A 22,811-nucleotide genomic window follows, 5' to 3' on the forward strand; every position below is an offset into this window, starting at 1 on the left:
AAATGGAAAACTGCAGAATTAGCCGTGTAGAGCTCTATGCCTTGGCTGATGAAACCGCACCACCAATCCCTTGGGCGGATAATCAAGAACCTTTGCTGTACACCAACAACATCGTGCGTCTGTTCACCGAAGATGGGCTTGAGGGCTTGGGCGCAACGATGAGCTACACCGAGAACTTCTTTGACCGGTGCATCATTGAATCTCTCCGCACTATCGTTCCGGGCCTCATTGGTAAGAACCCGTTAATGACACAGGAGCTGAACAACTGGCTTGCAGCACGCTGCACCTGGGGCGGGTTGCCGGCAAAATCTCCAGTGGACATTGCAGCATGGGACATCAAAGCGAAGAAGGCAGAGATGCCGCTTTACATGTTGCTTGGCGGTGCGCGGACCAAGATTAAGTCTTATGCCTCCACCCCGATGTTCGACACTGTAGAGGAATACTTCCCTTACATTGACGGCTGCATTGAGCACGGCTTTACTGCAATCAAGCTGCACTGTTACTGCATCTTTGAAAAAGACGTGGCACTGGTGGAAGCTGTGCAGGCGAAATATGGTTCATCCAGCATCCGCTTTATGCTGGATACAGCGACCTTCTACACGCCTGCACAAGCTATGAAGATGGCTAAGTGGATGGAGCGTCATGACTGGGAATGGCTGGAAGCACCTGTTTCTGATTATGACTACAAAACCTACCAACGCCTCGTTGCAAATACAGATCTAGAAATTTCCAGCCATGGCAACTGCCTGCTCACCCTTCAGGAAGTTACGCACGCACTGAGCACGGACATGTGGTCGGATGTGCGGCAGGACGCAACTGTTTGTGGCGGCATCACACAGTTGAACAAATGCTTCGCCATAGCAGAAGGCCATAGCAAAAACCTTGAAATCCAGAGCATGGGCTACACGCTGACACAGGCTGCAAACCTGCACGTGGCTCTGGCTCACGACAACTGCAACTACTTTGAGCAGTTCTACCCTTACGAGGCGTTTGAGCTCGCAAGTAATACCAAAATCCGCACAGACAAAGACGGCTTTGTGCACGCACCTGAAGGCAATGGCCTCGGTGTGGATATGGATTGGGATGCAGTCAAAGAAGCATCTTTTGCAAGCTACACTTTTGAGTAAGGCGACAGACCATGCAAGCTAAAAAACACCAAATTGATATAAAACTGACGATTTCCAGTTTCGCAGCAGTCCTGCTGCTCGGCATCGTGGCTGTCATTGCACCAGAAGCAACCAAGTCCACAATGGGAGATATGCTAAGCTTCACCATTACCAATCTAGGCTCCGCCTTTTTGTGGTATGTGGTGATCGGCTCGCTGATCCTTTGCTACCTCGCGTTCACCAAATACGGCAGCATTCGTTTGGGTGGCGCGGTTCCAAAATTCAGCCATTACAAGCTGTTTGCAATGGCGTTGTGTGCCGGCATGGGTGCAAGCACCATGTACTGGGGCTACATGGAATCCATCTACTACTATATGGATCCTCAGTTCGGCATCGTCGATGAAGCCATGAAGATGGAATACGCCACGGCATTCAACATCTTCCATTGGGGTGCATCTGGTTGGTTTATTTACCTGATGGTAGCGGTTCCGTTCGGAATTACCTTCTACATCAAGAAGCGCCGTAACCTGAACTTGTCAGCTGTGTTGAATAGCTTTTTCGACGACCGTCTGCCAGTCTGGTTCATGAAGGTGATTGACCTGCTGTTCATCATCACCACGCTGGCTGCAACCGCGTTGACGCTTGGCCTTGGCATCCCGATGATCTCCTACAACATGGGTGTTCTGACTGGTCTGCCTGACAACCTGTTCACAGGTATTGGCATCATCGTTGGTCTGTCCATTGTGTTCTCTATGAGCTCTTACATCGGCATTGATAAAGGCATGTCTCGCATGTCGGATGCAACGATTTATCTTTGCATTCTACTGCTGGCGCTTACCTTCCTTGTTGGTCCTTCCGCACTCATCGCCAACAACGTGACAAACGGTGTTGGCATTATGTTGACCGAGTTCATCCGCATGAGCTTGAACACGGACCCATATGGAAACACATTGTTCCCTCAGTACTGGACTATCTTCTTCTGGGCGAACTGGATTTCCTACGCACCCGGTGTAGGTGTGTTCATCACCAAAATTGCACAGGGTCACAAGCTGCGTGACGTAATCTTGACACTGGTTATTGGTGGTACAATCGGTAGCGCGTTGATCTTTGGTATTGCAGGTACCTATACGATGAACCTGATGGCAGACGGTACAATTGATGCTGTTGGCCTCATCTCTGCCGGTGAAGCAACCAAGCTTGTTTCTACTGTACTGGGCACCATGCCATTCCCAAGCCTGATGACAGCCCTTTATCTGCTGACACTGATCCTGTTCTGTGTGACCACTCTGGACGGTACTTCTTACTCTCTGACGGGTATCGTAACAAAGAACTTGGATAGCGAAGCGAACGTATCTCCTATGTTCCGTGTGTTCTGGTGTCTGCTGCTGACAGTGATCCCAATCGTCTTCCTACTCATCAATGCGCAGCTGAACATTTTGAAATCGTTCCCAGTTCTCATTGTTGTGCCGCTCATGCCAATCCTACTCGTGCTGTGTTTCAAAGCCACTCAGTACGTTCGGACGACCTTTGGCGATATGAGTGCTGAAGAGATTGAACGCTACACGATACAGCTGGCGGAAGAAGATAAGGTTTAGGTTTCCTTCTGCCTTTATAATCGCACTTGAAGAATGGCCCCGGACATTGACCAAAGCCCGGGGCCTAATGCCAATCTTCATAAATTAGAACTCATATGCCCATTCTCGCCTTCCGATTGAAGTTATCCTGGCAGACTGTTCGATGAGTTTGTTCCATGCGTTGCAGCAGTGTTTTTCAATTTCTTCATAGGAATTAAGTATCAGGTTTGAAAGCCAGTTATCACGCATAAACTGCCAGATATTTTCAACGGGATTAAGCCCGGGGGCTCGTGGTGACAGAGGGACCAAACAGTCTGTCACATTAATCCAGGCATCCGGAGAATATGTTTTTGCCAAACCGCAAGTAACCAAAACCGAAAGCAGCGTTCGGACCTCCGGCATCAATGTTGGCCCTTAGCGTTATTCAGCGTACAAACCTTGCGATGACGCCTACTCTTATCCGCTAGAAATCTCATGCAAGTTTACCCTATGGGGCGCTATCTTCCGCCTTCTGCATCGAACGAACAGAATTCATCTTAAAGTTGCAAGTTCACTCAAACTGGCGCTGCACTGCATCAGGTCGAACGGCAGGTATGGTCACAGAACACCATGTCGGGTATCGCTGTGAGAAGGGCCGATACTGTTAAAGAGGCGTGAGATGGCACAATGAAGTGCATAGTGCGTGCATGGATTTGGATTGTAGCGACCACGAGCTATGAACGCACGCGGAAGTAGCGGAGTTGCCAGCTTGACTAAAGATTAATGCTGTAACATTCTTGCAATCGTTCCCTATTTGGATTTGGCATCATGTTAAATGTAAGTTCTTTTATGTCGGTGAGATCAATGAGTTGGCAAAAGCCAACTATCCAGAAATCAACATTTTCCGAAACACTTCCCGAAACCAAAACGCAGGAAGTAACGAGACCCCAACAATCATCGGGAATGAAGCCATTTTCTGAGGTTGCTACAGACGGTCGTGCTTTCTTGGATCAACAGTACGAAAAACATGGTGTTAAGAATACATTCCAATACCGTGATAAAACCGGGACATTTCGCCGTGAAGTATTCAGTGAATTTGATCTGATGGACCTTGATCGGCGTATGCTTTATGCAATGACCAATAATGAAGGTGGCCAATTTACTGCTGAAGAAGTTAGACTTGGCGAAAGCTGGATGGAAGATCAAATTCAGCAAGTTATGTTTGGCCAAGGTAGTGATCCGACCGATTATCAAACACCAATAATAAATGGCATTAAGTTTCTTGATGATATGGCAAGCCCTGAAGAAAAAGCATCCTTTGAATGGATAGAAGCGCGTGCGACCGCTCAGTTTATGTACGAGCAAGATCAGCGGGACCCTATAAGGCGTGGCAAAGGTGATGACGAAAGTCTTTCAACTACAAATCCGCTTGTTCTGCTTCTTATGTCAGCACACGGCGAGATGTGGGAAGCTCATAAAACAGATATGACGGCACGCTTAGAAAATCAGTCTGCTTATAAGTCTGCCTATCAGCAATGGCTAAGTCAGCAAGATTCATTTGGGGAATACAGCTTGGATATGCTGGTTTAAAGATAATAAAATCCCAGCTAACCACTTCAAACCCATTGTGTCCGCAACAGCCAGCGGTAAAACACGGTTTTGCATTTGCAGCAGCTAGTTGCATGAAATCGCTCCGAAGTTGAAGTCTAGTTCGGGCTGGGATGGCCCGGACATAGGGATGACGTCAGGTATGGTCGCTCAGCAACCAGCTGACCAAAATCGACCTATGGTTGAAATCACGCACTGGCCGGACGCCCCTAGATTTAGACTGAATGACCGCAACTGTGAAGGATTTTCGACACGGGCCTGAGCACGGTTGAGCGGCATTTGGGGTGTGGCCCGTGTTGGCAATCCTCCAAAGGTGGAAGCCGCGGGATGTTGGCTGGGGTCTATGGGGAAAGTGATGCGGCAGTCTGCTCGGTCGTGATCACACCTGGTTTTGTTGGCGGGTTGAGATGCCGGATTAACAGAGGAAAGAGCGCCTTAGTGCATGGCTGCGGCGATGATTGATGAGGACTGCCGAAACTGCTTTCTGGATTGGCGTGTGTGAGCGTACAGGTTCCTGCTCGGTCCTGCCAAGGCAGCCAGCGCTTTCCAGATGTGATTGTCGGTCTGTTTCTCATGCGGCCCGCCTTTCTGGTGGTGCGCGCGACCTCGGCTTTTGACCGCGTCGGAACGTCTCGATGATCCGCATCAGGCCACCGCAATGGGGACACGGGGCGCGTAAGGTAAGCGGTTGACAGGGTGCATCCGGCTTCGGATTTGACGCTGTTGCTGGGTGTTGCACGTTGAGCAGTGTGCGGATTTGGGCGATCCTGGCCTTACGGTTGGCGCTGGCCAGAAAGCCATAATGACGGATACGGTGGAAGCCGGCGGGCAGGACGTGGATCAGGAACCGGCGGATAAACTCGGGCGTTGCCAGCTGCATGATTTTGTATCGATCTCCCGTCTTGACACGGTAATCCTTCCAGCCAAACGTCACTGAATTTGCATCAGCGCTGACCAGTCTGGCATTGGAGATCGCCACCCTGTGAGTGTAGCCACTGAGATACCGCAGCACCGCTTCCGGTCCGCCAAAGGGCGGTTTGGCATAAACCACCCATTCACACTTGCGCAACGGTGCCAACCAGGCGGCAAAAGCTTTTTCCTGCTTAAGTCCGGCCAGGTCTCCAAAGAAGATCAATCGGCCTTTCTTGTGGAGCGCCAGCAGCCCGTCCACAAACAACCGCCGGAACAACCGGGACAAGACCCGCACCGGCATGAAAAAACCGGGTTTGCAGGCCATCCACCGAGTGCCATTTTGAGATATGCCGCCGCCCGGCACGATCATGTGCACATGCGGGTGATGGGTCAACGCCGAGCCCCATGTATGCAACAGGCTGATCAGGCCGGCTCCTGCGCCAAGGCGCCTGGGGTCCGCCGCCAGGGTCAACACTGTTTGCGCTGACGCCTTGAACAGCAGGTTATAGAGAGCTCGTTTGTTCCAATAGGCAAGCCGGGCAACCGGAGCTGGCAGGGTGAAGACAAGGTGGAAGTATTCGACCGGCAACAGATCTTCGGCGCGGGCTGCCATCCAGTCGCGCGCGGCCGGTCCCTGGCATTTGGGGCAATGCCGGTTCTTGCAGGAATTATAGGTGATGTGCTGGTGTTCGCATTTAGTGCAATTGGCCACATGTCCGCCAAGGGCTCGTGTACGGCACGTCTCGATCGCCGCCATAACCTTCAACTGATCCATACTCACATGTCCAGCATTGGCCTGACGCCATGCTGCCCCATAAGCTCGGAAGATATCAGCAACCTCCAGCGTTGGGCGGGGCACCGGCCCCGCTCACCTTTGACACTGCCTACCCGTCTGATCGGGAAGGTTCTCCAGCATGTCATAGGGACTGACAACATCCCGGATCATTTTGGTGGCCACATGGGCATAGCGCGCGGTTGTCGCTAGTTTGGCGTGCCCCAGTAGCACCTGGATCACCCGGATATCCGTATTGGCTTCCAGTAGGTGCGTGGCAAAGCTATGCCGCAAAGAATGCAAGGTCGCGGCCTTTTTGATGCCCGCCATGTGCCTGGCCGAGGTAAACGCCCGGTTCAGCTGGCGCGGGGACAGCGGATTGATCTTCGGATTACCGGGAAACAGCCAGCCTTCAGGCTGTGCCTCGCGCCAATACGTGCGCAGAAGATCCAGCAATCCCGGAGACAGCATCACCTTGCGGTCTTTGCCACCTTTGCCCTGGTCCACATGGATTAGCATCCGCTGGCTGTCGATGTCGCAAATCCTCAGAGTGCAAACCTCCGCAGCTCGCAGCCCAGCTCCGTAGGAGACGCTGAGTGCGGCTCGATACTTCAGACCCGGCCCTGGAGTAGCCATCAACAGCGCAAACACCTCCTCGACACTGAGGACTATCGGCAGGCGTCGTGGCATCGTGCGGAACTGCATGTAGCGCTTCATCTCCTCACGAGCGCAGGTCATTGTGAAAAAGAACCGCAGAGCCACAATTCGGGCGTTGAAGGTTGACGGCGTCACGCCGGTGTTGGTCATGTAAAGCTGATAACCGCGCAAATCCTCACCGGTGGCAGTGTCCGGGGAACGGCCCAAAAATCCGGCAAAGTCTTTGACTGCGCGAATATGAGCCTTTTGCGCCTTATCGCCCAGGCCGCGAATACGCATGTCTTCGATCATCCGTTTGCGTAAAGGTGTGGTTCTTTCCTCTGTCATGGGAGCCTCCTAACTGACGAGTAACGAGGCCACTATCGTCAGACAGTTCTGAGGTTCTCAAAACGCACTTTTAAGGAAATGGTTAAAGGCAGCCGCCACAGGCACCCCTGCCGCGCAAGCGGCTTCGTCCCTTGGTCACAAGCGACTTGCAGCACTCGCGAAGACCGATGGCATCGCGTATGACTGTAATGGCTCGACGAGCCCGTGACACATCCAGCCACAATGAGCGCATAGGTCAACCGAAAAGTACTCGGGAAAGCGTCTGCAGTTACTTCCAAAAGAATTGTCTCAATCATTGGTGGAAATGCTCAAAGTTCAGCTGTTCGCCCACATAGACAAGTCCGGCGTGTCTAATCAGTCACATCACTAAATCGCTTCGCGATACTGGCGTAGTTTGGGTTCACTGCACTGGGTAGGAAACTGTTGCGCGTGGTTCATGCCGATTGGAACATTCAGGTGCTTGGCTAAAAAAGTCTGCTGATCGTCTTCCTCGCTACCATCCATAACCTCACGCAGTTTGGAGGTCAGCCAGTCCTTGCGCACGGAATTTCCCAAATTGGGATTGGTGATGTAAAAATTGTCGGGACTTAAGTAGTCGCGCGATTTGATCATCTTTTAAGGGAACTCATAAAGCACCTCTAGCCGCTCTGGATCGTCAATCTTGCCGTCACGCACATCGCGGTAATAGTTCAGCTTGGTCTTCCAAACCACGGAAGGCGGCTCATCAGAATATGTGGTCAAGTACACCACAAACCCTTCCGGCCTTGAGACCAGTCCGCCGATTACTTCTTGCAACATGGCCGAAGCCTTTGACTTTTTGCCAAACAACCACAACTCATCGACCAGCACAAAACCAGTCTTTTTGCCCGAGATAGTATCGCTGTCAGCGGCCACGACCTTGAGCCCCGGCCCCGGTCATCTCATTGCGAATGGTCCGTTTATAGTCAATTACCTTGAGCATGGCCTTCAGTTCTTCATCGTAATTGACCATGGCTGCTGCAGGTTCAAAGCAGTTGTTGGGCACCTCCATGGTGGGCGCAAGCAAAAGAAGCTCATTCAGATGCCGCCAGTTGCGAATGAGCGCTGTCACAATAATCCCGACTGCAATGGTGGACTTGGCATTTTTCTTAGCTATCAGCAGCAAAAATTCATTGATCAACCGTGGCGCACAGGTCCCATCATGATGGCCCCGACAAAGTCAAACACCCACTGATCACAGCACTCACCAAACGTCGGCATGCCAGGCACATCAACGACGCGCAGCGACTTGAAAATATCAAGCGCGTATTCAGCTTCGTCTGGAAAGAGAGGTGCAAAGAGAACCAGAGTTTCACCTGCAACAATGCGCAACTCCCAGTCAGGGCAAGCAGTTGTTCAATTACCCGGTTTCAAAATGAATCTATCCTTAGTTGAGCATGTCAGCAAAAGACGGCGGAGCATACTTGCCCGCATATTCTCCAGCCTGCTGCTTGCGATCTGCCTTCTTGCCTGCACTTGTGAGCGATGCCGCTGGTACACTTTGGCCACGCTGCACCATCAACGTCGCCATTGCCGTTCAATCTGCTCGCTCAAGCCCCACAAAATATTCCTTTATGACTGCAACATTACCCGCGTCAACCAGGTCCATCAGCTTGCCCAGACACTTGGCTTCCACCCGTGCCCGTGCATCATCCTTGACTTTCAACTGACGAAAATAATTCTTGCACAACGTCGGCTTAGTGTTGCCCAAAGCTGAAGATATTTCACTTTGAGTTTTCCAGAACTCTAGTAACAGATTGATAAGTCGACTGTTTTCATAATTGAGCTTGTGATATGACCGTCCTCGCCCTCCAAAGCCCTCAGGTATTGTGTCGCCTAACAGGTCAAATTCATAGGCGGACAAAAAAAATCTCTCCGTGAATTGGGGTCCGGTAAAACATTCGATCCCCCCGGACTTTTGACCCACCCCCCCGTAGCTGAGCAGGTCAGGGTGTCAGCTGCGCAAGCGTCGCGCTTGGGTTGTTTTCCGGTTATGACATCCGATGCACACGCACTGGATGTTCGCCGGTGCCAGTCCCTGCCCCGCCATCACGACGCTCAATGATGTGGTCAGCAATCAGCTTGTCTTACCGCTTGGAAAAGTCTTTACCGCAGGCCTCGCACTGGTAGCCGCGAAGCTGTTTCATATCGCGGGCCATGCCTTCGTCAGGTAAAGCGGATCGATACTGACGATTAACGAAGTTCCACTTTATCAGCTGGCACAATTGCCGTTGTGGTTCGGCCAAACGCTTTCAGCTCTACCTTCAGCGTTTGTCCTCCCGCTCTAAGCTTGCTCACTACACCCTTGAGTGTAGCCCCAACTCCAGCCACAAGGAGGATATCACTTCCCACGCTAAAGAGCTGACCGGTCGTGGGCTTTTTACCGACCTGAGCTTCACAGGCGGTTTCCAGAATACGAAGCATCTCAGCGAGAGGTACACGGTGGGGAGCCTGCTCTTGGGAGCATGCCAATATCTTTTCCACACCGTCGCAGGACCGCACCTGATCACAGCTCCCCCTCTCATTACAGTCTAAACCAACAAACAGATAGCGCGGAAACATTGGGCCACTGACGTCAATAACTTTGCCGGATCGCTTCACTTTTCGTATCGCAGGTATCTTCGGCAAGTAGGCAATCGCACCCGTGGCAGTGATGCTTGCGTGTGCTCGATCCTCACAGTTTGGATTGGTTTGCACCACAATCCATTCAAGCGATGATTTAGTCATCAGGGCTCGTAGCAGCATGTAGTCCTGCTCGAGAGCTTTATTCCCGGCATTGGGCGCAGTCATCTTCATTCAGCCGCCTCCTGTTTCGTCGTTCTCTCACCCGTAAGCCGAGCATGTGCGACCTCAAAGCTCGCCAATGCCGCGCTCACAGCCTCAAGCGTTGATGGGAATTCCCCGGCAAGCGGCTTGGGCATGTACGCCCAATCAGGCAGATCGCGATCAGGTCCAAACCAAGGCCAGCCGCGTTCTTCGTGAAGCCGCTTCCAGGCTTGCCAGACCTCGTTGCCAACCCGCACCGCTGCAAACTCATCAGCAAGTGGTGCCAAGTTTGCCTTTGACGGTAATGCCGCTACCTCGGCGGGAGGCCTGATTGTGCATATCCACCACCCGAGGCCAGCCATACAGCGCCAACCGCCGGAGCTTTTCCAGCCGCGCATCTTCGCCGCCGCCACGCAGAATTCCCTCAATGAACGGGGTTGGTTTGGAGAATTTCCCATAGGCTGGTTGCAGCAGATCAGCAAACCGATAAACACCCCAGAGCTTGCCGTAAGCCTTGGCAACCTCAACAGAACCGCCGTTGCTCCCACCCACTTCTGGAAGCTTCTCCCAGCGCTTTTCTGAGAGATAAACCGCAAATGCGCAGAACTTCTTGCGCCCCTCGGATTTGGCGTGTTTGACATAGGCACCAACCAATTCCCCAGCCTTTTCCCGATCACCACCGTTTAATCCAAACCAAGCTTTCTCAGCCGTATCTGAACTGTCGCTCACAAATGTTGGCCACGTCGCATGAGCCCTTTTCAGCCTTCGAACCCACGTTTCGTGAGTGACAGTGCCGCTATTGTCATTTTTATCATTTTCAACTTCACGCGCGCACTCTCTCCTCTGGACTGGTATTGGATTGGATTGTTAAGTGGACTGTTCTTATCTTGGTCCACCTCGTGCACCGCCTTAGGTCCACCACGTGCACCACCTTCATCCACCTCGTGCACCACCTTTTTTGAGGGAGCTGGTGCAGGAGGTGCACCGCCTTTTTTCTCAAACTCAGCATTTTTGACCATACGCTCAGATGTGCTGGGAGCGACTAAATCACGCTCTGGCCACCGCGCGACATACTCTTGGCGCTTCCATCTTTGCCCTCGAAAGCCATGCTGTGAGACCTCAATCCAACCAGCCTCTTTTGCTATGTCGATATGCTTCAAAACTGCATTCTTGCTGTAGCCGCTGTACTCCACCAAGTCCTCTATGGAAGGGTAACAACTCTCGCCAACCGCATTCATGAACATGCTCATAGCTTGCAATACGGCTCTTGTCGGCCCCTGAAGATCAGACTTGCAGAAGGCTTGCCGCCAACTCCAGGCCTTTCGGTCTTCGCTCATGTCCAGCCCTCCACTTCCATCTCTGGAAGCTTGGGCATGTACTCGTTCCGCTTCAGCTTCTCTCCCAAGGGCCCATACTTGCGAATTCCCAACCACCCACAACGCTCGGCATTTCTAAGATGCTTGGTCACAATCGGCATGCTCAGGCTGGTGTGCTCAGCAAGATCACGAACCGAAGGCGAGCAAACTTCGCCAACGCCCGCCGCAAACAGACTGATTGCGTGCAACACCAGATTAGTGCTGGAAGGCAGATGACATCGCGAAAACTCACGCCGCCAGTCTGTGAGAGTCTGGACTTCACGCATTACAAACCTCCGTTGGCTCAGTTCGGGAGAACAGCGGACCAGCATCCAAATCAGTCGCTGCTTGTTGTGATTTCAGTTCATCAGGCCCCATCCAATCTTGCGCGATGCGCTCCTGCGCTATCGCTGCGTAGTCTGGATTGAGTTCAATCAGGATCGCCTGTCTGCCAAGACGCAGCGCGACAAGGCCAGTTGTGCCAGCCCCGCCAAACGGATCGAGGACAACGCCGCCTCTTGGGCAACCCGCCTTAATACACCGCTGCGCCAACTCTGGCGGGAAGGTTGCAAAATGAGCCTCGGGAAATGGCCGCGTTGCCACATTCCAAACTTCAAGTGGAGCAGGTTCAAAGTTACGAAGATTTCGATGCGTCCTCTTCTCAACTTCATCCCCCATATAAGAACACCAATTCTTATGGCCCTGGCCTGCTTCCTCTATCGGAGGGCGCCGCTTTATCCCTCTCGATTTAGTTCCGCCAGATACTGGCTGTCGAACCGCTTCGGCATCGTAGAAATAGCGAGCCGATTTAGTAACGAGCCAGATTTTCTCATGAGCACTTGCAGGCCTGTCACGAATGCTTTCAGGCATCGGATTAGGCTTTGCCCAGATGATCTCACCGCGCACCCACCAGCCCGCATCTTGCAGCGCAATTGCCAGTCGATTGGGCACCATGCAGAGATCTTTCGGCTTCAAGCTGCCTTGAATTGTCGAGAAAGGTTTTTGCGTGAAAGTTCGGTCATCTTTTCCGCTTCGGATCCGCCCATCAGCATTCGCTTTGTGCCCTGCCGGAGTGGTGGCGTAGCAGTCGCCGTAATTGATCCAGCAGGTGCCTTCTGGTTTCAGTACGCGTCGAACTTCCTCGAACACCTCAACCATCTTATCGATATGCTCTTTAAGCGTTGGCTCAAGTCCCAACTGCCCTTCAACGCCGTAATCCCTCAAGCCCCAGTAAGGTGGCGAGGTCACGACGCACTCAACGCTGTCACCAGGCACCTCGCGCAAACGCTCAAGCACATCACCCAACCGAATTTGACAGGGCAAATCACCAATACGGATGGTTTCAGGAGAGGTCATGCAACATCCCTCCCAACCAATTCCGCAGATCGACGTTCAGCCGATTGCGTGATGCAATTGGCAACGCAAAAAGTTGCAGAGAGCCTTGCCGGATGCGCCAACATAGCAAAGCTCTCTGCGCACACTGGCAGGAAAGGAACAGCCAGCATGAGTGAGATGGAAACCGAGGAAAGACCAACTGCACAAAAAGCAAAAGAGCTTATAGACTTATTTGCAGAAGCAGATGAGAGCACAAAACATCTCATTCCTAAGATAGTTAGCCTTAGTGAGGAGATCGATGCAATTGAGGTCGTCACTAAGAAAGCAAACGATGCGGTTACAGCATTCAACCAACTAGTTCGCCTCAGCGACAACGAGATGGCGAACTTTATGATATCTACAAATAATAGAAAAAATCTCCCGAATTTTCTCATCAAAACTAAAGATGAAGAAGAGACATACCGCTGCATAAAGGAAGTTTGCGACATGTCCTTCATAGCCCATGTCACCCTGCTTTCACTTAGAGTTAACATCGGTTCTAGTTTACTAGAATATCTAAAACACCTGCCCAAACTCGCCGGTTCAAAATTCGAAAAACCGGAGATCAGCATGACCATAAAGGTGGCGGAATAATCTGTACCGGAAGCGCCAGCGCTCGGCATAGCTAGCAGCCGCCAACGAGATGCCAGAAGGAAGAACTTTGCAACGGATCGGTGTTCACTTGACATCCCCTAGCCCTCACCTGCCCCGTCCGAGATGGACGCTTTATAGGCTGAGAGGTACTTGGCGTATTCGCGTTGAGCGACTTCGAACATGCCGACTATGCGGTTGTGTTCGGCTGGGGTGATTTCCCAATCGGCGGCAGCTTCCGTGGCGGCTTTTATCGCATCGCATGCCGCCCTCACCATATCTAAGGCACATGCTGCAGGGACCTTGCTGGTTGGCGCATCCAGTTTGGTGGCGACGTAGCCAAGGGCTCGCAGATGTTCCAATGTGAACACCGGATCGCTCCCTATGGAGACCAGCTCTTCCTCAAGCTTTACCAAACTCATCAAGGTGATGTTGCCTGCTTCATTCACATCCGGCCATTTTTTGACGGTAGTCAAACCGAGATCCAAATAGGCAGCGGTACATTCCTGCCCACCAAATGCTTTGATGAGCTCTCTAGTTTGGCGGCAGATCCAGACCTTACGTCCGTAGCCAGTTCTGGAATTACTCATGTGTACCCAACCCCCTCTTGCAGCCCAAAGATCCTTCAACCAGCAAACGATAAGATCATAGCCATGATCAGATTTTCCATCCGCAGGGCGTGGCCGTTCATCAATTGTGTTTGCGGTGGTTTAGAGACATAAAAAGCATTCAGAGCAGCAGACCGAATACCGCCAATCAGTTGGCACTCTTAGAATACGCCGTGAGTACCAATCGCTAATGGCCTTGCATCACGCATTTTGCCTGCGTTTTACGTGCATTGACGAAGTTAACCAGTCCCCGGAGTGTAGAAAGCCGAATATCGCAACCATCTGAGAGGTTCTTATGAAGCTTGGAATACCCAACAGACTCCTGCCCCAACGCGGTGCGGGAAATTCCAAGTTCGAAGCACGCCGCCTCAAAATATTCCAAAACCTGCGAGCGGCTTGGAATAGACATTTCAGCCCCAAGTTTTGTGTGTTCTTCGTTCGCCATGGTACCTCGCAAGTCAGATTGCGAGATTAAAATAAGGAGTATACTCCCTATTTGTAAACATATTATAATCCCGTAGACACTTATAAACTAATGGATTAATTTCCACCCATGCAGAATTGGCGAGAAAACCTTAACAATATCATGAAAGAGCGCGGCACAAACGCCCGCCGAGTTTCGCTATCCATCGGCAAGAGCGAAGATTACGTCACTAAACTTCTAAAGCTAAACACCCCTTCAATTGAGGCGTTTTCAGACTTAGCGGAGCACTTAGGCGTCAGTCTTGCTTCGCTCTATTACGGCCCCACAAGCGACGAGTTAACAACGCAGCTGATTGATGAATTTTCTAAGCTTAACGAAGAAGAAAAAAGATATGCCTTGAAAATACTCAAAGGCTTTTCGAAGACTTAGGGCGCTCAATACCTTTTCTGGAAATCAACTTAATCACTTCCAAAAAAGCCTGCTTCTCACCTCTTGTTAGCCCTTGAAGTAGCCTTGCGAATTCCAGATCATCACACCTACACATAGCGACACCCCTAAAATTACCCTTGCGTAAATTCACATGATTTGAATTCCAAATCAAATTGACCACCTTCCCAATTTGAGCACCAAAGCAACCACACAGTGCTGAAAATCCTAAGAAAACCGCCAATACGTCAGGAAAATTAGGAGTAAAACCTCCCCAAAATGAAGAAACGCCCTTAAAGTTTTGCCATTTTTGTTATTGCCATCCCCATTTTTTCCACAAGCTGATTGATACATGCATCTAAGTCACAATCAGCGCTTGCATCACCCCCTCCTCCCAGCACCAGCTCCGTGAGCTCATAGACATACCCGCGAGGCGTCAGCCCCCTTTCGAGCAAACCTGCCGCCACAAATTTATCCAAACTTCGCTGCACAGTAAAAGTGGATATGGAAGTAAGCTCACTCACTGAAGCAACCGTAGGCAGATTATCGGAGCGCAATTCAGCAGCCACTGCAAGCAGAACAACCACCTCACCAAAACTACTTGCGCCACTTAGTTTTCGAACCTCAAGCATACCTTCAAGTAGAGCATCAGCCACAAGCGAAACCTTCGCCCGACGCTCCCGGCAACAACATTCCATCGCGCCCATTTAACATATCAAGTTCGCAGGCTGCATATAAATATCGCTCACAACAGCACTTCCCACCCCCCTTAATATCCATATGTCATATTTTGACATATGGATGATACTCCAGTTTATAATTTACATATGGATAATACTCCATATTGTAAGGATATATTCCAACTGGAGTTTTCTCGATGCCTAGCGCCCACATCATCTCATTTCCCACACCTCATAAGCTTTGCCCTCTTCGCGTTGTAAAATCTACAACGGCGATTGGTGAGGAGGCTCTTGTTATCTCCTCCGAAACACATTCAGAACTCTGCTTTGCCCGCGATGACTTGCGCGAAATGATCAAGCTCTCACCCGATAAAGCCGCACCCATTGCAAACCGCATCTACGCCCTGCGCGAGACCCTTGATGACGCGCAAGTAGGTCTCACAAAGCTCCTGCAGAAAATGGGCCGTACTTAGGAGCGCATGATGCCACGCAACATGTCCTTCTCCATGACCACCCAGCAAATGCGAGAGCAGACCAAGACGGTAACCCGTCGCTTCGGTTGGAACTTCCTGAAAGCTGGAGAGGTGGTCAACGCCGTTGAAAAAACCATGGGGCTGCGCAAAGGCGAGAAGATCAAGCTCCTCTGCCAGATCAAAATTCTGAGTGTACGCGGTGAGCCTTTGAACGCAATCACCCAAGAAGATTGCGCACGTGAAGGCTTCCCAGACATGAGCCCCGACAACTTCGTGCACATGCTGGTGCAGCACTACCGTGTTGACCCTACACAGTCCGTAAACCGCATTGAGTTTGAGTTTCTACCCTGAGGAACTGACCCATGAATAGCATTGATAACGACGTATTTAGTGATCGCTGCAACGTGCCTCTGTTCCTCTTTAGCGAGAGCATAAAACTGGCGGTTCTGGTTGCTTTAGGTATCGGCCTTCTCCATTTGGCACCCGCTCTCGATGATGCGGTAATCCAAGCCAAACAGCAGAGCATTCCTTCAAGTTTTGTCACCTCCCAGATCGCCTCTTTTGATCAAACTTCCAGCCGCTAACTCAGGGTATTGCAATGTCAGTTCAAACCATCAGTGTGCCCAAAGCACCGCTATTCGATCACATGAATATGCCGCTCGATCAGATCCCCACACGAGGGCAAGAGCTCATCATTGACGCCTTTGCGGGCGGCGGCGGAGCCTCAACAGGTATTGAGATGGCTTTGAGGCATTCTCCAGATATAGCGATCAACCATTGTGTGAAAGCCCTCGCAATGCACGCACAGAACCACCCGGACACCATCCATTTGCCGGAAAGTGTGTGGGAAGTTGATCTCATGACCTACACGAATGGACGCCCTGTGGGTCTGCTGTGGGCTTCTCCAGATTGCCGACACTTTTCTCGCGCTAGAGGTAGCAAACCAACATCAAAATCAGTGCGCATGCTTGCTTGGTCTGTGGTCAATTTCAGCCAGAAGTTAGGATCTAAACGCCCACGTATCATCATTCTGGAGAACGTTCCTGAATTCCAAGGGTGGGAAGATTTTGATGCGTGGAAAGCTGCCCTCAATAAATTGGGCTACAATCTCGAATTTCGAATTTTGAGGGCCTGCGATTATGGCGCCCCAACTATCCGTAAAAGATTGTTTATGATCGCTCGCCGCGATCGTAAGATTATCCGTTGGCCCGCACCTACCCACGGAGACCCCGGTGGCGAAGAAGTCAAAGCCGGCAAACTATTGCCGTGGAAGACCGCAGCAGACTGCATTGACTGGTCTATTCCTTGCCCATCAATTTTTGAGCGCAAACGTCCGCTGGTCGATAACACAATGAGCCGCATTGCTGCGGACATCAAAAAGTTTGTGCTGGATACGCCTGAGCCGTTCATCCTCAATATGAGCCATAGTGGGAGCCTTGAGCCACTTACGAAGCCATTCAGCACGATTAAGACTGAAAAAGGCGGATGCAGAGCGCTTGTTGTACCTTATCTACACAAGTACTACGGACCAAAAAAACGAGGAGAAGTTCGCGGGCACCCATTGAATGAGCCTGCGCACACCGTAACGACAGAAAATCGTCACGCGCTTGTTGCTGCCTTTTTAGCTCAGCACAACTTTGATGTCGTGGGACGGGCAGCGGATGCGCCACTTTCTACAATCACAGCAAGGGCAACACAACAAACCCTCGTCACCAGCCACCTGATTAAACTGCGCGGCACCTGCAGGCATGGACAAACAGTTACAGAGCCAATGCCGACACTTACCGCTGGTGGAAACCATGCAGGTGAAGTGAGGGCATTCCTGACCTCTTACTATGGCTCAAGTATTGAGCAAGTTGCTGATACGCCGCTTGGGACTGTGACCACCAGAGACCGCCACGGATTGGTGTGCGTTGATGTCGGCGGTGAGCCTTACATCATAACAGACATTGGCATGCGTATGCTCACACCGGCGGAACTCTATAGAGCGCAAGGCTTTCCAGATGATTACCGCATCAGCTTCGACTACAACGGCAAGCCTTTTCCAAAAACAGAGCAGACGGCAAAATGTGGCAACAGCGTTTGCCCGCCAGTCGCCAAAGCAATTGTTGAAGCCAACCTCCCCGAGTGCATTTCCTATGAGGTCACAGCATGAACTTTCTACCTCTGATCTTCACCGTGAACACCATCCGCATGTGGCAGCTGTGGCTGTATGGATCTGCCCCAGTGCGATATGGCAGCTCCCTGCAACAGGAGGGGGAGGAATGAAATGCGCCCCCTGTAACGGATACGGCACAACAGACTACTGGGGCTTTTCGATCACTCTATGTGAAAGGTGCAATGGAAAAGGGTCGTTGGAAATTGAAGAGCTAGACCCAAAGGCTCTGAAACCCGCAGCAAGAGCGTATTGGCAACTCATTCGGCCAAACCTTGAGCAAGCTTTTGAAGACCTTTCAAACACTGAGCAAATCAACCTCGCATGGGATGCTGCCGCAGTTGTACTGACTTACCAATCCAGCAAACAGCAGTAAGGGACGCTTCATGGTGATAAATGCCCTATCCGCGTCTGACCTTACCAGAAATGAGCAAACTCAAATCCTCAAACACGAGAGAACCAATCGAAAGATTGGAAGGTGGGGAGCATGGGAACTTATTGAATTCCCAAAGGGTTCAATAGGACGTGGTTGGGCAGCCGATTTTGGCCTGGCTCACAAAAACAAGGTCTTCAGCGTACTCGACCGAACCCTTGCAACTGGCGTTCGTCATCTTGCAATAACGTCTCTCTCCGGAAACCGCCCATCCTGGCCTGAGATGCAACGCATCAAAGATGAACTCGCCGGACCAGAGGCCACCGCTGTCGAGGTCTATCCACCCAAGGAAGAGATCGTTGACGGAGCAAACATGTATCATCTCTGGATTGTGACAGCTCCACTGCCCTTCACTCTTTACGGAAGAAACAGGAGCACACCATGAGACTGGAAACAGAGGTCAATCCCATTCACATCGGCATCAGTTTAACCTCCAAACCCGAAGCTTTGGCAGAGGTGCTCAGCGCCATAGCAGTTAATGCCCCCAGTGGCTTAGCAAAGCAGGTCAATGAGCACATGCCGGATGCCCTGCGTGACCGCACATCAAACCTGCTTGAAAAGCTCCTAATCGCAATTTCGACTTAAGTCCGGAGAGATGTCGCAGGCCTACAAAATTGTACAGGACCGGCACACAGCCTCTTCGACCACGCTATGAAATAGTTTTGAGAGAGCAACCTTACGAAAATCGGAGGAGTAGATGTTAAATAGCAAACCTCGCCAATTGAGCTTTACACCGCGCGGGTTCAGCAGAGTAGAAGCAGCTCAATACATCGGTGTCAGCGTAGGACTGTTTGCCGAAATGATCACAAAGCAATTCATGCCCGAGCCGCGATTGATGAACACAAGAAAGGTTTGGGACATTCGAGAGCTTGATAAAGCATTTGACGAACTACCCTACTCTAATCAGCCAGCCAATTCAGCAAACAGCAACCTACCGAGGGACTTTGTGTGACGATGAACACGACCAGGTTCAAAGGTGTGCACACAGAGCCTGACCGGCATGGCAATGTTCGCCGCTATTTCCGGAAGGATCGTCAGTCACGCCGGATCCGCTTGAGAGAGGAGCCGGGAACGCAGGCCTATCTAGATGAGATTGCCCGCGCACAACTCGGATTGTCTCAACCTGGCCCACAATCAAAAGGCAAGTCCAAGAAGACCATTAGGAAAATACAAGGAACTTTCGGCTGGCTAGCTGAAGAGTATCTCAGCCGAGTTGCGCCAACGTTTGCAAAATCGACCATAGATCAGAAGCGCAGAACACTCACAGCCATTGGTGATGAGACATGCTTGAGCGCCTCAGGGTCAGCCTTACGAGATATGGACTACCGAGGTTTAAGCAAAGCTCACGTCATCAAATTACGTGATCAGAAAGTAAGGACACCGGAGGCTGCAAACCACCGCGTGAAGGCTCTTTCCGCTCTATTCGAATGGGCGTGTAACGAGGCAGAAATCGCAGAGTTGAACCCAGCTCACGGAGTAAAAAAATTCAAGTCCAGCTCAACCGGACATCATACCTGGACACACGATGAGATGGAGCAATTTACCGCTCATCACAAGCCTGGTACAAAAGCTCATCTGTGTTACACGATCATTCGTTACACAGGTTTGCGCATTTCGGACGTATCAAGACTTGGTCCCCAGCACATATACACAGACCAAGAGACGGGGCTGCAGCACTTCAAAATAGCACCCATGAAGAATGAGAATAACACTGCCACTGTAATCGACATGCCAGTACTCCCACCACTTGCAGCAGCTATCAAAGACATGAACAGCCAAAACACCTTCATTGAAACAATATGGGGCAAGCAATACTCCATCAAAGGACTAGGGAATCGTTTTAGCAGTTGGAGCGACCAAGCAAGTTTGCCTCATTGCTCCGCGCATGGAATCCGGAAAGCTGATGCAGTAATAGCAGCGGAACAAGGCGCTACCGCCCATGAGCTTCTAAGCATGTTTGGTTGGGAAAAACTGAGCACAGCCGAGATTTACACGAAGAAAGCCAACACGAAAAAACTGAGCCAAACAGGCTCCTCAAAGTTGCTAAAAAAGTGAGGGAACAACATCGGCTAAGTCGTTGTTTTTACGTCCCCAACCAATCCCTTACTTACCCTATAACTAATTGATTAGGCACTTTTAATTCGTTTCGGCAGAGGCCTCCACTATCCCTTTTCCCCATTGAAATCATTGACTTTTAACGTGATAAACGTCCCACTCTTGGGACTGCGTTTAAAAGTGGGACACTTTTCGTCCTATCGTATCAACCCATCCTTTGATGAACCGAACACGTCATCTAGGCTCAAAACACCCCTCAATAGAAATTGTGATAAACCACCTGTCCTTGGTATTCCAAGGCCAGGTATGCCCTTATACTGCGCTTTTTCAGGGCCATACGGCTAACGTTGATGATGGGGTGCGGCTTGAGTGAGGGCGAGATTATCAGTCCGGTTGTTAGGCAGCCTGCTGTCAAACGCCGGAAAAAGGTGAAGCAGAAAGCAACATTCGCCTCTGAGAGCGATATGTGCGCTCATTTCATCAAGCTCCTCCCTGAAGAGTGGATCGTCTATCCTGAATGGGCAAACTGGGACATTCTTCTGATCAGGAAAAGCGATGGCCTTCAGATAGGCGTTGAAGCCAAACTACGACTAAGCGCGAAAGTCATTTCTCAAGCTGGCGAAAGCGCGCATGAGGTCGATCAACCCGGCCCTGATTGTAGAGCGGTCTTGATACCAAAAGGCTCAAACCTCGATTTTCAACCGGTTTGCAAGCTTTTGTGCCTTCAGATCATTGAAATCGAAAGCCCGGAATCTAAACGTCTAAGCACGAAACATTGGTATCATCCCAACCTCCCAAAACCTGGACGCGCGTCTTCCGCAGGCTATTTCAAAGAGTTTTACCCGCAAAGCCGGCACCTGCTTCCAGAAATAGTACCCGCAGTTCCTGCAGGTAAATCATCACCCATCAAACTAACCCCCTGGAAAATTAAGGCAATCAAGCTCGATGTCTTGCTGAAAAGGCACGGTGTCGTCACACGGAAGATATTCAAAGCACTAGGCCTCAGCACGACCCTGTTTCTTTATTCTGACAAGAAGTGGATGCAACGATGCCAACCGAAAGGGGCATGGGAACGCGGTCCCAATTTTCCAGATCTGCAAAAAGGCTGTGAGGAGAATTACGAGGAATTGGAAAAGCGATATACAACATGGTCCAAAACTCTCCCCTTAGAAGAGCCATGCTGAACTGCTTGGAAAGCCAGAACCACGGCACTGATTTGCCCTGAGATCAACCAGTAACAAAAATCTGCAATTTACGCTTGACCTAAACAATGCTATCTTTACCCTTACGTAAACTTATGCACTTTGGGAGGGGGCTATGGTTTTCAATATGCTGGATCAAAATGGCATGCAGTCCATCTATAAGGATGCCAAACGTTATTGGTGGCTGGTAGCCTATGTTAGTAGCAGCGTCACGCTCGCAACCGTCGCGCTTTATGCTTACTTCCAATACACCGCAATCCTTTTCATACCGCTCATCTATTTCTTTATTGTCATCCCATCATTAGATGCCTTAATCGGCGAGGACCCCTACAATCCGCCTGACGATGTTTTAGTGAAGATGTCTGAGGACCCGTATTACAGCCGCCTTGTGCGTTGGCTTGTGCCATATGCATGGGTAAACCTTTTTGCCGGTGTTTGGCTGATCGGCACCTATGACCTGCCAGTTTGGTTGGTCGTGATATTTGCATTTGGCAAAGGCTTATTTGGGTCCGGTACAATCATGTTGGCTCATGAATTGGGTCACAAACTCAACAAAACAGACCAACTTCTCGCAAAACTGGCCAATGCTGTCGTTGGGTATGGACACTTCTGCATCGAGCATAATCGCGGCCATCATGTCCATGTGGCAACCTGTGAAGATCCCGCCAGCTCGCGCATGGGAGAAAACATCTACGCCTTTGCACTCCGTGAAATCCCCGGAACCTTTGTGCGTGGCTGGTTTCATGAGAAGAAAAGACTTCAGCGAAAAGGGCACCATCTGTGGTCTGTTCACAATGATATTCTGCAAGGCTACGCCCTCACCTGGAGTGTCCTGATAATCTGCACAGCGTTATTTGGCTGGAAGGTCCTGCTTCTGCTTGTCATTCAAAGTGTCGTGGCATGGTACGGCCTGACACAAGCAAATTATGTGGAGCACTACGGCCTGTTGCGGCAGAAAGATGAAAACGGCAAATATGAGCGCTGCCAACCGCGCCATTCATGGAACACAAATCACATTTTTTCGAACCTGAGTACGTTCCACTTGCAACGTCATTCAGACCATCACGCCAACCCTTTACGACCCTATCAGGCCCTTAGAAACTACCCAGATCTTCCCAGTTTGCCAAGCGGATACCCCGGTTGTTTTGCGCTCGCAGCTATTCCGCCCTTATGGTTCCGCGTCATGGATCCGAAAGTTATGGAGTGGGCTGGAGGAGATATCACCAAGGTCAACAGAGCATAACAACGTCGCCTCTTCCCGATGCATCCAGAAACTTCTGTTAACAGGCAGGAGCAGCAACCGCTCTGACATCTTC

General features: G+C 50.8%; 33 protein-coding genes and 1 pseudogene. 16 read left to right on the plus strand and 18 right to left on the minus strand.

The window, feature by feature from the left end; genetic code table 11:
• The first annotated feature begins 2 nt into the window (after positions 1 to 2).
• Positions 3 to 1,127 carry a mandelate racemase/muconate lactonizing enzyme family protein gene (locus BLS62_RS13780; RefSeq protein WP_093181733.1) on the plus strand — a complete coding sequence of 375 codons (1,125 nt, stop codon included), beginning with the start codon at positions 3 to 5 and terminating at the stop codon, positions 1,125 to 1,127.
• 11 nt (positions 1,128 to 1,138) lie between these two features.
• Entirely contained in the window at positions 1,139 to 2,701 is a 1,563-nt protein-coding gene (locus BLS62_RS13785) for a BCCT family transporter (RefSeq protein ID WP_093181735.1), read from the plus strand.
• A gap of 84 nt (positions 2,702 to 2,785) precedes the next feature.
• On the opposite strand, the pseudogene BLS62_RS32205 reads toward BLS62_RS13785, so the two are convergent.
• Positions 2,786 to 3,004: pseudogene (locus BLS62_RS32205) on the minus strand (IS630 family transposase); the annotation flags it as partial.
• A gap of 519 nt (positions 3,005 to 3,523) precedes the next feature.
• Here BLS62_RS32205 and BLS62_RS13795 point away from each other — a divergent pair.
• Entirely contained in the window at positions 3,524 to 4,249 is a 726-nt protein-coding gene (locus tag BLS62_RS13795) for a hypothetical protein (protein WP_143521559.1), read from the plus strand.
• Between the two features lie 589 nt (positions 4,250 to 4,838).
• On the opposite strand, the gene BLS62_RS13800 is transcribed toward BLS62_RS13795, so the two are convergent.
• From BLS62_RS13800 to BLS62_RS13845, 14 genes are all read right to left on the minus strand, one after another.
• Positions 4,839 to 6,038, minus strand: coding sequence for an IS91 family transposase (locus BLS62_RS13800; protein WP_093181739.1), 1,200 nt, complete (start codon positions 6,036 to 6,038; stop codon positions 4,839 to 4,841).
• Positions 6,039 to 6,047: 9 nt separating this feature from the next.
• Entirely contained in the window at positions 6,048 to 6,935 is an 888-nt protein-coding gene (locus tag BLS62_RS13805) for a tyrosine-type recombinase/integrase (protein WP_093181741.1), read from the minus strand.
• A 366-nt stretch (positions 6,936 to 7,301) separates the two neighbouring features.
• Positions 7,302 to 7,547, minus strand: coding sequence for a hypothetical protein (locus BLS62_RS31360; RefSeq protein ID WP_200798516.1), 246 nt, complete (start codon positions 7,545 to 7,547; stop codon positions 7,302 to 7,304).
• Positions 7,548 to 7,550: 3 nt separating this feature from the next.
• A complete protein-coding gene (locus tag BLS62_RS31365; RefSeq protein ID WP_200798517.1) occupies positions 7,551 to 7,829 on the minus strand; it encodes a hypothetical protein in 279 nt (92 codons plus the stop codon).
• Positions 7,819 to 8,094, minus strand: a complete 276-nt coding sequence (locus BLS62_RS31370) for a hypothetical protein (protein WP_200798518.1) — start codon at positions 8,092 to 8,094, stop codon at positions 7,819 to 7,821. The genes BLS62_RS31365 and BLS62_RS31370 overlap by 11 nt, the downstream gene beginning before the upstream one ends.
• Complete coding sequence (locus BLS62_RS31375) at positions 8,091 to 8,285, minus strand: hypothetical protein (RefSeq protein ID WP_200798519.1); 195 nt, start codon at positions 8,283 to 8,285, stop codon at positions 8,091 to 8,093. The genes BLS62_RS31370 and BLS62_RS31375 overlap by 4 nt, the downstream gene beginning before the upstream one ends.
• Positions 8,286 to 8,340: 55 nt before the next feature.
• Positions 8,341 to 8,472 carry a hypothetical protein gene (locus BLS62_RS32590; RefSeq protein WP_280141839.1) on the minus strand — a complete coding sequence of 44 codons (132 nt, stop codon included), beginning with the start codon at positions 8,470 to 8,472 and terminating at the stop codon, positions 8,341 to 8,343.
• 18 nt (positions 8,473 to 8,490) lie between these two features.
• Positions 8,491 to 8,817, minus strand: coding sequence for a hypothetical protein (locus BLS62_RS13815; protein WP_143521560.1), 327 nt, complete (start codon positions 8,815 to 8,817; stop codon positions 8,491 to 8,493).
• 329 nt (positions 8,818 to 9,146) lie between these two features.
• Positions 9,147 to 9,749, minus strand: a complete 603-nt coding sequence (locus BLS62_RS13820) for a transcription termination/antitermination protein NusG (protein WP_093181746.1) — start codon at positions 9,747 to 9,749, stop codon at positions 9,147 to 9,149.
• Complete coding sequence (locus tag BLS62_RS13825; RefSeq protein ID WP_093181749.1) at positions 9,746 to 10,006, minus strand: hypothetical protein; 261 nt, start codon at positions 10,004 to 10,006, stop codon at positions 9,746 to 9,748. The genes BLS62_RS13820 and BLS62_RS13825 overlap by 4 nt, the downstream gene beginning before the upstream one ends.
• Complete coding sequence (locus BLS62_RS13830) at positions 9,990 to 10,448, minus strand: hypothetical protein (RefSeq protein ID WP_093181752.1); 459 nt, start codon at positions 10,446 to 10,448, stop codon at positions 9,990 to 9,992. Before BLS62_RS13830 ends, BLS62_RS13825 begins: the two co-directional genes overlap by 17 nt.
• 29 nt (positions 10,449 to 10,477) lie before the next feature.
• A complete protein-coding gene (locus tag BLS62_RS13835; protein WP_093181755.1) occupies positions 10,478 to 11,056 on the minus strand; it encodes a helix-turn-helix domain-containing protein in 579 nt (192 codons plus the stop codon).
• A complete protein-coding gene (locus tag BLS62_RS13840) occupies positions 11,053 to 11,361 on the minus strand; it encodes a helix-turn-helix domain-containing protein (protein WP_093181758.1) in 309 nt (102 codons plus the stop codon). The genes BLS62_RS13835 and BLS62_RS13840 overlap by 4 nt, the downstream gene beginning before the upstream one ends.
• Positions 11,354 to 12,430, minus strand: coding sequence for a DNA-methyltransferase (locus BLS62_RS13845; protein ID WP_093181761.1), 1,077 nt, complete (start codon positions 12,428 to 12,430; stop codon positions 11,354 to 11,356). Before BLS62_RS13845 ends, BLS62_RS13840 begins: the two co-directional genes overlap by 8 nt.
• Before the next feature lie 57 nt (positions 12,431 to 12,487).
• Here BLS62_RS13845 and BLS62_RS13850 point away from each other — a divergent pair, with 57 nt between their 5' ends.
• Positions 12,488 to 13,042 carry a hypothetical protein gene (locus BLS62_RS13850; RefSeq protein WP_143521562.1) on the plus strand — a complete coding sequence of 185 codons (555 nt, stop codon included), beginning with the start codon at positions 12,488 to 12,490 and terminating at the stop codon, positions 13,040 to 13,042.
• Between the two features lie 98 nt (positions 13,043 to 13,140).
• On the opposite strand, the gene BLS62_RS13855 is transcribed toward BLS62_RS13850, so the two are convergent.
• Positions 13,141 to 13,629 carry a hypothetical protein gene (locus BLS62_RS13855; protein WP_093181767.1) on the minus strand — a complete coding sequence of 163 codons (489 nt, stop codon included), beginning with the start codon at positions 13,627 to 13,629 and terminating at the stop codon, positions 13,141 to 13,143.
• Positions 13,630 to 13,834: 205 nt separating this feature from the next.
• The gene (locus tag BLS62_RS13860; RefSeq protein WP_093181770.1) at positions 13,835 to 14,092 is read right to left on the minus strand and encodes a hypothetical protein; all 258 of its coding nucleotides are present in this window, start codon (positions 14,090 to 14,092) and stop codon (positions 13,835 to 13,837) included.
• 108 nt (positions 14,093 to 14,200) lie between these two features.
• Between BLS62_RS13860 and BLS62_RS13865 the strand changes: the two genes are divergently transcribed.
• On the plus strand, positions 14,201 to 14,500 hold the full coding sequence (locus BLS62_RS13865; RefSeq protein ID WP_159436542.1) for a hypothetical protein: 300 nt from the start codon (positions 14,201 to 14,203) through the stop codon (positions 14,498 to 14,500).
• A 290-nt stretch (positions 14,501 to 14,790) separates the two neighbouring features.
• Here BLS62_RS13865 and BLS62_RS13870 read toward each other — a convergent pair whose 3' ends face one another.
• On the minus strand, positions 14,791 to 15,129 hold the full coding sequence (locus tag BLS62_RS13870) for a helix-turn-helix domain-containing protein (RefSeq protein WP_143521563.1): 339 nt from the start codon (positions 15,127 to 15,129) through the stop codon (positions 14,791 to 14,793).
• 245 nt (positions 15,130 to 15,374) lie between these two features.
• Between BLS62_RS13870 and BLS62_RS13875 the strand changes: the two genes are divergently transcribed.
• The 11 genes from BLS62_RS13875 to BLS62_RS13920 all read left to right on the plus strand — a co-directional run bounded on the left by BLS62_RS13875 (position 15,375) and on the right by BLS62_RS13920 (position 22,738).
• A complete protein-coding gene (locus BLS62_RS13875) occupies positions 15,375 to 15,650 on the plus strand; it encodes a hypothetical protein (RefSeq protein WP_093181777.1) in 276 nt (91 codons plus the stop codon).
• A gap of 9 nt (positions 15,651 to 15,659) precedes the next feature.
• Positions 15,660 to 16,001: an ASCH domain-containing protein gene (locus tag BLS62_RS13880; protein ID WP_093188900.1), complete on the plus strand. Its 342-nt coding sequence runs from the start codon at positions 15,660 to 15,662 to the stop codon at positions 15,999 to 16,001.
• A gap of 11 nt (positions 16,002 to 16,012) precedes the next feature.
• On the plus strand, positions 16,013 to 16,234 hold the full coding sequence (locus tag BLS62_RS13885) for a hypothetical protein (protein ID WP_093181780.1): 222 nt from the start codon (positions 16,013 to 16,015) through the stop codon (positions 16,232 to 16,234).
• Between the two features lie 14 nt (positions 16,235 to 16,248).
• A complete protein-coding gene (locus BLS62_RS13890) occupies positions 16,249 to 17,805 on the plus strand; it encodes a DNA cytosine methyltransferase (protein WP_244283587.1) in 1,557 nt (518 codons plus the stop codon).
• 109 nt (positions 17,806 to 17,914) lie between these two features.
• On the plus strand, positions 17,915 to 18,181 hold the full coding sequence (locus tag BLS62_RS30810; RefSeq protein ID WP_143521564.1) for a hypothetical protein: 267 nt from the start codon (positions 17,915 to 17,917) through the stop codon (positions 18,179 to 18,181).
• A gap of 10 nt (positions 18,182 to 18,191) precedes the next feature.
• A complete protein-coding gene (locus tag BLS62_RS13895; protein WP_093181783.1) occupies positions 18,192 to 18,623 on the plus strand; it encodes a DUF7694 domain-containing protein in 432 nt (143 codons plus the stop codon).
• Entirely contained in the window at positions 18,620 to 18,823 is a 204-nt protein-coding gene (locus tag BLS62_RS13900; RefSeq protein ID WP_093181786.1) for a hypothetical protein, read from the plus strand. The genes BLS62_RS13895 and BLS62_RS13900 overlap by 4 nt, the downstream gene beginning before the upstream one ends.
• Before the next feature lie 112 nt (positions 18,824 to 18,935).
• On the plus strand, positions 18,936 to 19,190 hold the full coding sequence (locus BLS62_RS13905; protein WP_093181789.1) for a hypothetical protein: 255 nt from the start codon (positions 18,936 to 18,938) through the stop codon (positions 19,188 to 19,190).
• 2 nt (positions 19,191 to 19,192) lie between these two features.
• Positions 19,193 to 20,293 carry a tyrosine-type recombinase/integrase gene (locus tag BLS62_RS13910; protein WP_093181792.1) on the plus strand — a complete coding sequence of 367 codons (1,101 nt, stop codon included), beginning with the start codon at positions 19,193 to 19,195 and terminating at the stop codon, positions 20,291 to 20,293.
• Positions 20,294 to 20,658: 365 nt separating this feature from the next.
• Positions 20,659 to 21,477 (plus strand): hypothetical protein, encoded by an 819-nt coding sequence (locus BLS62_RS13915; RefSeq protein WP_208990852.1) that lies wholly within the window; start codon positions 20,659 to 20,661, stop codon positions 21,475 to 21,477.
• Between the two features lie 133 nt (positions 21,478 to 21,610).
• The gene (locus BLS62_RS13920) at positions 21,611 to 22,738 is read left to right on the plus strand and encodes an alkane 1-monooxygenase (RefSeq protein WP_093181795.1); all 1,128 of its coding nucleotides are present in this window, start codon (positions 21,611 to 21,613) and stop codon (positions 22,736 to 22,738) included.
• The last annotated feature ends 73 nt before the right edge of the window (positions 22,739 to 22,811 follow it).

Origin of the sequence: Pseudovibrio sp. Tun.PSC04-5.I4 (assembly GCF_900104145.1) — a bacterium.
Lineage (GTDB): Bacteria > Pseudomonadota > Alphaproteobacteria > Rhizobiales > Stappiaceae > Pseudovibrio.

Bases quoted from the DNA above. Each gene is read 5' to 3' on its own strand.
- BLS62_RS13785 (WP_093181735.1), top strand. From the start codon at position 1,139: ATGCAAGCTAAAAAACACCAAATTGATATAAAACTGACGATTTCCAGT.
- BLS62_RS13855 (WP_093181767.1), bottom strand. From the start codon at position 13,629: ATGAGTAATTCCAGAACTGGCTACGGACGTAAGGTCTGGATCTGCCGC.
- BLS62_RS13870 (WP_143521563.1), bottom strand. From the start codon at position 15,129: ATGCTTGAGGTTCGAAAACTAAGTGGCGCAAGTAGTTTTGGTGAGGTG.
- BLS62_RS13795 (WP_143521559.1), top strand. From the start codon at position 3,524: ATGAGTTGGCAAAAGCCAACTATCCAGAAATCAACATTTTCCGAAACA.
- BLS62_RS13840 (WP_093181758.1), bottom strand. From the start codon at position 11,361: ATGCGTGAAGTCCAGACTCTCACAGACTGGCGGCGTGAGTTTTCGCGA.
- BLS62_RS13820 (WP_093181746.1), bottom strand. From the start codon at position 9,749: ATGAAGATGACTGCGCCCAATGCCGGGAATAAAGCTCTCGAGCAGGAC.
- BLS62_RS13905 (WP_093181789.1), top strand. From the start codon at position 18,936: ATGTTAAATAGCAAACCTCGCCAATTGAGCTTTACACCGCGCGGGTTC.
- BLS62_RS13890 (WP_244283587.1), top strand. From the start codon at position 16,249: ATGTCAGTTCAAACCATCAGTGTGCCCAAAGCACCGCTATTCGATCAC.
- BLS62_RS13880 (WP_093188900.1), top strand. From the start codon at position 15,660: ATGCCACGCAACATGTCCTTCTCCATGACCACCCAGCAAATGCGAGAG.
- BLS62_RS13895 (WP_093181783.1), top strand. From the start codon at position 18,192: ATGGTGATAAATGCCCTATCCGCGTCTGACCTTACCAGAAATGAGCAA.
- BLS62_RS13835 (WP_093181755.1), bottom strand. From the start codon at position 11,056: ATGAGCGAAGACCGAAAGGCCTGGAGTTGGCGGCAAGCCTTCTGCAAG.
- BLS62_RS13845 (WP_093181761.1), bottom strand. From the start codon at position 12,430: ATGACCTCTCCTGAAACCATCCGTATTGGTGATTTGCCCTGTCAAATT.
- BLS62_RS13885 (WP_093181780.1), top strand. From the start codon at position 16,013: ATGAATAGCATTGATAACGACGTATTTAGTGATCGCTGCAACGTGCCT.
- BLS62_RS32590 (WP_280141839.1), bottom strand. From the start codon at position 8,472: ATGGTGCAGCGTGGCCAAAGTGTACCAGCGGCATCGCTCACAAGTGCA.
- BLS62_RS13875 (WP_093181777.1), top strand. From the start codon at position 15,375: ATGCCTAGCGCCCACATCATCTCATTTCCCACACCTCATAAGCTTTGC.
- BLS62_RS13805 (WP_093181741.1), bottom strand. From the start codon at position 6,935: ATGACAGAGGAAAGAACCACACCTTTACGCAAACGGATGATCGAAGAC.
- BLS62_RS13780 (WP_093181733.1), top strand. From the start codon at position 3: ATGGAAAACTGCAGAATTAGCCGTGTAGAGCTCTATGCCTTGGCTGAT.
- BLS62_RS13860 (WP_093181770.1), bottom strand. From the start codon at position 14,092: ATGGCGAACGAAGAACACACAAAACTTGGGGCTGAAATGTCTATTCCA.
- BLS62_RS31360 (WP_200798516.1), bottom strand. From the start codon at position 7,547: ATGATCAAATCGCGCGACTACTTAAGTCCCGACAATTTTTACATCACC.
- BLS62_RS13920 (WP_093181795.1), top strand. From the start codon at position 21,611: ATGGTTTTCAATATGCTGGATCAAAATGGCATGCAGTCCATCTATAAG.
- BLS62_RS13865 (WP_159436542.1), top strand. From the start codon at position 14,201: ATGCAGAATTGGCGAGAAAACCTTAACAATATCATGAAAGAGCGCGGC.
- BLS62_RS13900 (WP_093181786.1), top strand. From the start codon at position 18,620: ATGAGACTGGAAACAGAGGTCAATCCCATTCACATCGGCATCAGTTTA.
- BLS62_RS13910 (WP_093181792.1), top strand. From the start codon at position 19,193: ATGAACACGACCAGGTTCAAAGGTGTGCACACAGAGCCTGACCGGCAT.
- BLS62_RS30810 (WP_143521564.1), top strand. From the start codon at position 17,915: ATGAAATGCGCCCCCTGTAACGGATACGGCACAACAGACTACTGGGGC.